General features: G+C 64.2%; 5 protein-coding genes. 3 read left to right on the top strand and 2 right to left on the bottom strand.

Annotation, left to right across the window (positions count from 1 at the left end):
- Nucleotides 1–906: 906 nt before the first annotated feature.
- The gene (locus IEY62_RS21545) at nt 907–1323 is read left to right on the top strand and encodes an Hpt domain-containing protein (RefSeq protein ID WP_189021447.1); all 417 of its coding nucleotides are present in this window, start codon (nt 907–909) and stop codon (nt 1321–1323) included.
- Here the strand turns inward: IEY62_RS21545 and IEY62_RS21540 are convergent.
- Nucleotides 1320–2588, bottom strand: coding sequence for an MFS transporter (locus tag IEY62_RS21540; protein WP_189021446.1), 1269 nt, complete (start codon nt 2586–2588; stop codon nt 1320–1322). The two genes, IEY62_RS21545 and IEY62_RS21540, sit on opposite strands and share 4 nt — an antisense overlap.
- A 193-nt stretch (nt 2589–2781) precedes the next feature.
- Between IEY62_RS21540 and IEY62_RS21535 the strand changes: the two genes are divergently transcribed.
- Together IEY62_RS21535 and IEY62_RS21530 are read left to right on the top strand one after the other, a co-directional pair.
- Nucleotides 2782–3555 (top strand): IclR family transcriptional regulator, encoded by a 774-nt coding sequence (locus IEY62_RS21535; RefSeq protein WP_189021448.1) that lies wholly within the window; start codon nt 2782–2784, stop codon nt 3553–3555.
- 85 nt (nt 3556–3640) lie between these two features.
- The gene (locus IEY62_RS21530) at nt 3641–4828 is read left to right on the top strand and encodes a 4-hydroxybenzoate 3-monooxygenase (RefSeq protein ID WP_189021445.1); all 1188 of its coding nucleotides are present in this window, start codon (nt 3641–3643) and stop codon (nt 4826–4828) included.
- A 505-nt stretch (nt 4829–5333) separates the two neighbouring features.
- Here the strand turns inward: IEY62_RS21530 and IEY62_RS21525 are convergent.
- The coding region (locus tag IEY62_RS21525) for an HNH endonuclease signature motif containing protein (RefSeq protein ID WP_189021444.1) at nt 5334–6270 on the bottom strand (937 nt) is incomplete at its 5' end.

The following is a 6270-nucleotide window of genomic DNA, read 5'->3' as shown; positions in this document are numbered from 1 at the left end:
CCCCCAAACCCGCCGGGCCTGATCGGGCGCCCCCCTGCCCGATCAGGCCCGCCGGCACACCATCCAATAACGATCGCCCCGCTGAACGATCGCCCCGCTGATTGAAAGGAACGCCAGGCATGAGCGCACTGAGCACGATCACCACTCCCGCAGTCCACGGCCGGCGTTCCGCTGCGAACACCTCAGCGTCCACGGCCGCCGCATCAAAGCTGAGCGCCGTCGCCGTCGTCGAGAGGTCCGCCGCCGCAGTCGAAACCCCCGTCGCCGCAGTCGAGCCCGCCGTCGCCGTCGTCGAAACCCCCGCCGCCGCAGTCGAGTCCGCCGTCGAAACCCCCGCCGCCGCAGTCGAGATTGCCGTCGCCGCAGCCGAAACCCCCGCCGCCGCAGTCGAGATTGCCGTCGCCGCAGCCGAAACCCCCGCCCCCAAAAGCGCCATCCGCCGCGTGGCCGGTACCGTGGCCAAGATCATCGCCGTGGCCTTGCTGGTTATTGGCGCTCTCGTGTTCTTGTTCCTTGCGATCGGCCCGCGCGTTCTGGGCTACCAGACCTCCACCATGCTGACCGGTTCCATGGCGCCCCTGATCAACCCCGGAGACGTCGTCGTCACCGTCCCTACTCCAATCGAGGACGTCAAAGTCGGCGACATCATCACCTACCACATCCCGGTGGAGGACCAGNGGATCGATCCCTGGATCGCCACTCTCCAAGGCAAGACCGTAGACAAGCAAGTCGCCACGATTCCCTACGTGGGCAACGCGATCCGGGCAATCCGCGAACCGATGGTCCTGAACACCTTGATGTACGGCGCACCCGCCATCCTGGTCATCGGAATGCTCGCCTCCATCTGGACCAAAGACCCCAGCAAGTCGGCGCCGGAAGGCGTTGCACAGACCCAGGCAGCAAGCGGTGAGTGACCGGGAGGTCCCGCACCCGGGGCCGGGTCCGCTGGAACAGTGCGAGCTGCAGGTGCTGGCCGAGGAGTTGGGAGACTCCCGGCTGGCGCTGCGTTTCCTCTCCACGTATCTGGCTATGCTGCCGGGACGGCTCCTCAGGATTGCGGACGGACTTTGCCGCCATGACCCCGACGCCAGCATGGACGCCGTCCTGAGCCTCAAGATCTCCTCGGCCATGGTGGGCGCGGTGGAAACTGAAACCCAGTGCCGGGCCATCGAAATGATGATTCGTGAAGATCATTTTGACTCCGCAGTTGCGGCGCTCCCGGAGCTGAGGAAGTCAAGCGACCGTTGCTTCGCTGCCGTGCCGCCCTTGACGGGAAACACGGAATCCTTCTGCCGCAATCCCTGGAATCCACAGACCGGTTAGCGGTCAGCTGAGACGGTTTCCTCGGTCTTTCGGACCTCGTGCGGGACCAGCAACAGAGCCACGACAGCCAACACGCCGGCGGCCGCGAACACGTAGAAGCCTGCCGGGTAGGCGATGTTCGCTGCCACCAATGTTCCCGTCACGGCCGGGCCCACAATTGCACCAAGCCGGCCTACTCCGGCGGCGAACCCGAGGGCCGTTCCGCGGAGCCGCGGCGGGAACAGCTGGGTCACCCAGGCGTAGACCAGCACCTGCGAACTGAACACGAAAATACCCGTAACGAACACGGCGGCATTGAGCAGGAATTCGTTCTGGATCTTGACGCTCAGGATGGCCAGGAACACCGCTGACAACCCAAACCAGAGCAGCACGATTTTCTTGGTCCCATGCTTGTCGGCCAGGACCCCGGCCAGGAACAGCCCGGCAACAGCCCCGAGGTTCAGGACCAGCAGCAAAGTGAGGCCCGTGCTCACCGGATACCCTGCGGCAGCCATGAGCTGGGGCAGCCAGGTGTTGAGGCCATAAACCAGCAGCAATCCCATGAACGACGCCACCCCGATTCCCAGCGCGACCACCGGATACGGCTTTTGGAGCAGGTCCCGGAAGCCGGTCTTGGGTGCGGGATTTGCCGGACGCGCGACGCCGGTTGCGGGCTTGGGAGCCCTGCCCTCCCGGGCCGGGGCTGCTTCAGGCAGCGACTCGGGCAGCTTAGCCCACAGGAAGGGCAGGAGCGCCAGTCCGGCAAGTCCACCAATGATGAACATGAGGCGCCAATTCGGGACGATGATGATGGCCAGGAGGGCGGTGGCCACGGCGCCCACGTGGTATCCGGTCATGGTCCTGGTGGTGGACTTTCCTGCCGTGCCGGAAGGGGCGTAGTCGTTCATGTACGCCAGGGCAGCGGGGAGGCATGCGCCGAGGCCAAGACCTGCCAGGAGACGCATTGCCGAGAACACTGCGACGTTGGGGGCGAACGCCACTGCGATGGTGAAGATCGAGAAGCCTGCGACGCATGCGATCAGAAGTTTGCGGCGGCCGAACTTGTCAGAGAGCGGCGCAATGAAGAGTGCGCCCAGGCCGACACCGACCAGTGAGATGGTGGCCGCGAACGTGGCTCCCACGGCGTCGAAACCGAGTTCGCCGGTCTTGATCAGTGTCGGTATGACGGTACCGAGGACCACAAGGTCGAAACCGTCCAGGACCATGGCCAGCCAGCAAAGCCACACGGGCCATTGGGAGCGGCGGGCAGATGACATCGTTGGCATAGCGTCCTCGTTGCTAGGGTGCCGATCGCCTGAACGACCGGTCGGTTACGAGAGTTGTATCACTCCGCCTTGTAATGCGGCACACGTTCTACCATTGAATGGAATCGATAATTCTGCGGACGGTGCTTCATCCTGTCGTGCCGTTGCGCAGTTTCCGCGTTTTCCCTGATGCGTTTGCGAAAGGTGGTGAATGGTGGCCAACTCACCATCGGGCGACTCCGTGGTGGAACGCGTGGTGCGACTAATCGCCGCGTTTCCCGAGGGCGCCACGTCGCTGCAGCTGACCGCACTTGCTGAACGGGCGGGCCTTCCTTTGTCCTCCGCCCACCGCCTGGTCCGCCAACTGTCGGATCAAGGGCTGCTGGACCTCGGCGCAGGCGGGACTGTGCGCCTCGGGCTGCGTTTATGGGAACTCGTCAACCGCAATTCACCCACGTTGGCTCTGCGTCAGGCTGCCATGCCGTTCATGGAGGACATCCAGCAAGTCCTGAACCAGAACGTCAACCTTGCCGTTCTCGAAGGCTGGGAGGCGCTTTTCGTGGAGCGACTTTCCCGCCGCGGGTCGGTGGCCAACCGGGCCAGGGTCGCAGGGCGGATGCCCGTCCACATTTCTTCCGCAGGGCTTGCCCTCATGGCCAACCAGCCGCGGGAGCTTCAGGTGGAGTACCTCCAGCAGTTCCGGGACCCGGCCGGGAAGGTTACTGCCGACGTCGTGCGTCATCTTCTGGCCGAAGCCGCGCAGCAAGGTTATGCGCAGCTGGCGGGCGTTGTTGATCCGGATACCTGGGGGATTGCGGTGCCGGTGATGGACAGCAAGCGCCGGACGGTGGCGGCCCTTGGCGTGGTGGTTCCCTTGGCCGAAATGCGCCTGCAAGCACTGGTGCCCGCCCTGCAGACGGCGGCGCGGGGCATAGGACGCCAACTGGGCGACGCCAATCACAACTTCCGTTCAATGGAATTGGTGTAACGCCACTCACTTGATTCGAGCCACACTGATTCCGGACTTATCCCAACCGTTCGAAGCGCGGGGATCCGCAACGAAGCGAGGAATCATGGCACGCACACCCATCACCACCCAGGTAGCCATCATGGGCGGAGGCCCTGCCGGGCTCATGCTCTCCCATCTGCTGGCCAAGCAGGGGATCGACTCCGTGGTGGTTGAAATCCGCAGCCGCAAGGACATCCAGGAAACAGTCCGCGCCGGAATTCTGGAGCATGGCACAGTAAACCTGCTGGTCGACTCGGGAGTGTCGGACCGGGTGCTCCGCGAAGGCGACCGGCACGACGGCATCGAGCTGCGCTTCAACGGTGAAAGCCACCGCATCAACTTCAAAGAACTCGTTGGTGAGTCCGTGTGGCTATACCCCCAGACTGACGTTTTCATGGATCTCGCCGCTCGCCGGGAGGCCGACGGCGGCGACGTCAGGTACAGCGTTTCGGACACCACAGTGCATGACCTCGAGGGCAAACCGAAGGTCTGGTTCACTGACTCCGAGGGGCAGGAGTTCGAGATCCAGGCTGACTTCCTCGTGGGTGCCGACGGGTCGCGCAGCCACTGCCGCTTCCAGATCCCCGAAGCTGACCGCAAGTGGTATTTCCACGAGTACCCCTTTGCGTGGTTCGGCATCCTCGCAGAAGCCCCCCGCAGCGCCGATGAGCTGATCTACGCCAACTCCAAAGACGGCTTCGCCTTGATCAGCCAGCGCACCGAGACGGTTCAGCGCATGTACTTCCAGTGCGACCCCAAAGAGAACGTGGCCGACTGGGACGACGAACGTATCTGGTCGGAATTCCGCAAGCGCGTCAACGGCAACGGTTTTGAACTCAAGGAAGGCCCCGTCCTGGAGAAGATGGTCCTCCCGTTCCGCAGCTTTGTACACACACCCATGCGCCACGGGAACCTTTTCCTCGCAGGCGACGCCGCACACACCGTCCCGCCGACCGGGGCGAAGGGCCTGAACCTGGCCATTCATGACGTCAAGGTCCTATTCGAGGGACTCGACTCCTTCTACTCCAACGGCTCATCCGCCCTCCTGGATTCCTACAGTGCTCGAGCCCTGGACCGTGTCTGGAAGGCGCAGCACTTCTCGTACTGGATGACGTCCATGCTGCACACGGTTCCGGGAGCCGACGACTTCGACCGTGCCCGCCAACTCGGTGAGCTGCACTCGGTGGTGACGTCCGAGCACGCGAAGGCCTACCTGGCGGAGTCCTACACGGGGTGGCCTGCCTCGCATTGATTCCAACTGCCTCGCATTGATTCCAACTGGGCGTGGTCCCGCGGCCTGCGGTGTGACGCCCGGATCCTCGAGGTAGCCCGCCATGCTCCGTCCTGAAAGCGATCACCGGCGCAGCAAACTTCCACAGGCAGCGTGGCTGCGTCCGCGTCAGGGGTGCTCGGGGGGTACTTCAACCCGGGTGCCCCTGGGGCTGGGGTGGCTGCTTCCGGTGGCGGGTGCTGGAACCCGGGTGCCCCTGGGGATGGGCTTGTTGCTTCCGGGGTTGTGGGTGCTGGAGCCCGCGTGCCCCTGGGGATGGGCTTGGTGCTTCCAAAGTAGTGGGTGCAGCACCGGAGTCTCTGGAAACACGCGTGCCGGTTAGAGTCGCTGCCTAGCAACGTCAGGTTCCAGCCAATCCAGGTCCGGCCACGTCAGGTTCCAGCCAGGTCTTGCTCCAGCCAGGTCGCGCTCGCGAAGGCCAAGCTCGCGCACACCCACATATGTACCGACGGTCCCCACATTTTGTTTATGTTCTGTGGGGTGTGTGGTGGTGGTTGCGTCGTGGTGTTTGGTGGGGGTCGATGTGGGGTGGGGGGATGAACCAGGGGACTCCGGTGTTCATGGTGATGGTCCATTGTTCTTTGTGGATGAGGTGGTGGTGGTGGGAACAGAGGAGTGTACCGTTCTCTGTTCCTGTGGTGCCGCCGTGTGACCAGTAGGTGATGTGGTGGGCTTCGCACCAGGGTGCGGGGAGGGTGCAGTCGGGGAAGGCGCAGCCGCCGTCGCGGGCGGTGATGGCTTTGCGGATGTGGGGTGGGAAGATCCGGGTGGTTCGGCCGATGTCGAGGATTTGGGAGTCGGTGCCGAGCAGGACGGGGAGGATTTCGGCGTCGCAGGCTATTTTGCGGATGGTGTTGGGGTGCAGTGGGCCGGTGAAGGTCGCGGTGCCGGTGCTGACGGTGCTGTTGGTGTTCCTGGTGCCGGGCTGGGTGGGGGTGCTGGCTTGGTTCGGGTCTGTGCCGGTGAGTTGGTTGTAGAGCTCGTGGTGGTCGATGGTGACGGTGAGTTGGGGTCGGAGTCCGCCGTTGGAGGGCAGTTTCCTGGTGGTCATCGCGACTGCGCAGGCGCCGACGAGGCCGTCGAGGAGTTTCTGGGCGCGGGAGCGCCGGTCCAGTTCAGGGCCGTGTGCAGTGTCTTGAACGGTGCCGCCGCTGGTGGCGCCAAGAGTGTTGGTGGTGCCGCCGCTGGTGGCGCCAAGCGTGTTGGCGGTGTTGGTGGTGTCGCCGCTGGTGGTGGTTCTTCCGGGGGTGGTGGTGAGTCGGGGGTTGGTGGCGGCGTTCATGGCGGTGGCGAGGGTTTCGTATTGTTCGGTGGTGGCGAAGATTTCGAGGTGGTGCAGGCCGTAGCGGCGTCGGCGGCGGAGGAACGCGCCTTGGGTGTGGCGGAGGGTTTCTTCGGTGGGT

Source organism: Paenarthrobacter histidinolovorans (genome assembly GCF_014647595.1).
In the GTDB taxonomy this organism is placed as follows: domain Bacteria; phylum Actinomycetota; class Actinomycetes; order Actinomycetales; family Micrococcaceae; genus Arthrobacter; species Arthrobacter histidinolovorans.
The sequence above is the reverse complement of the archived record's forward strand: the minus strand, read 5'-3'. Positions and strand labels throughout refer to the sequence as shown.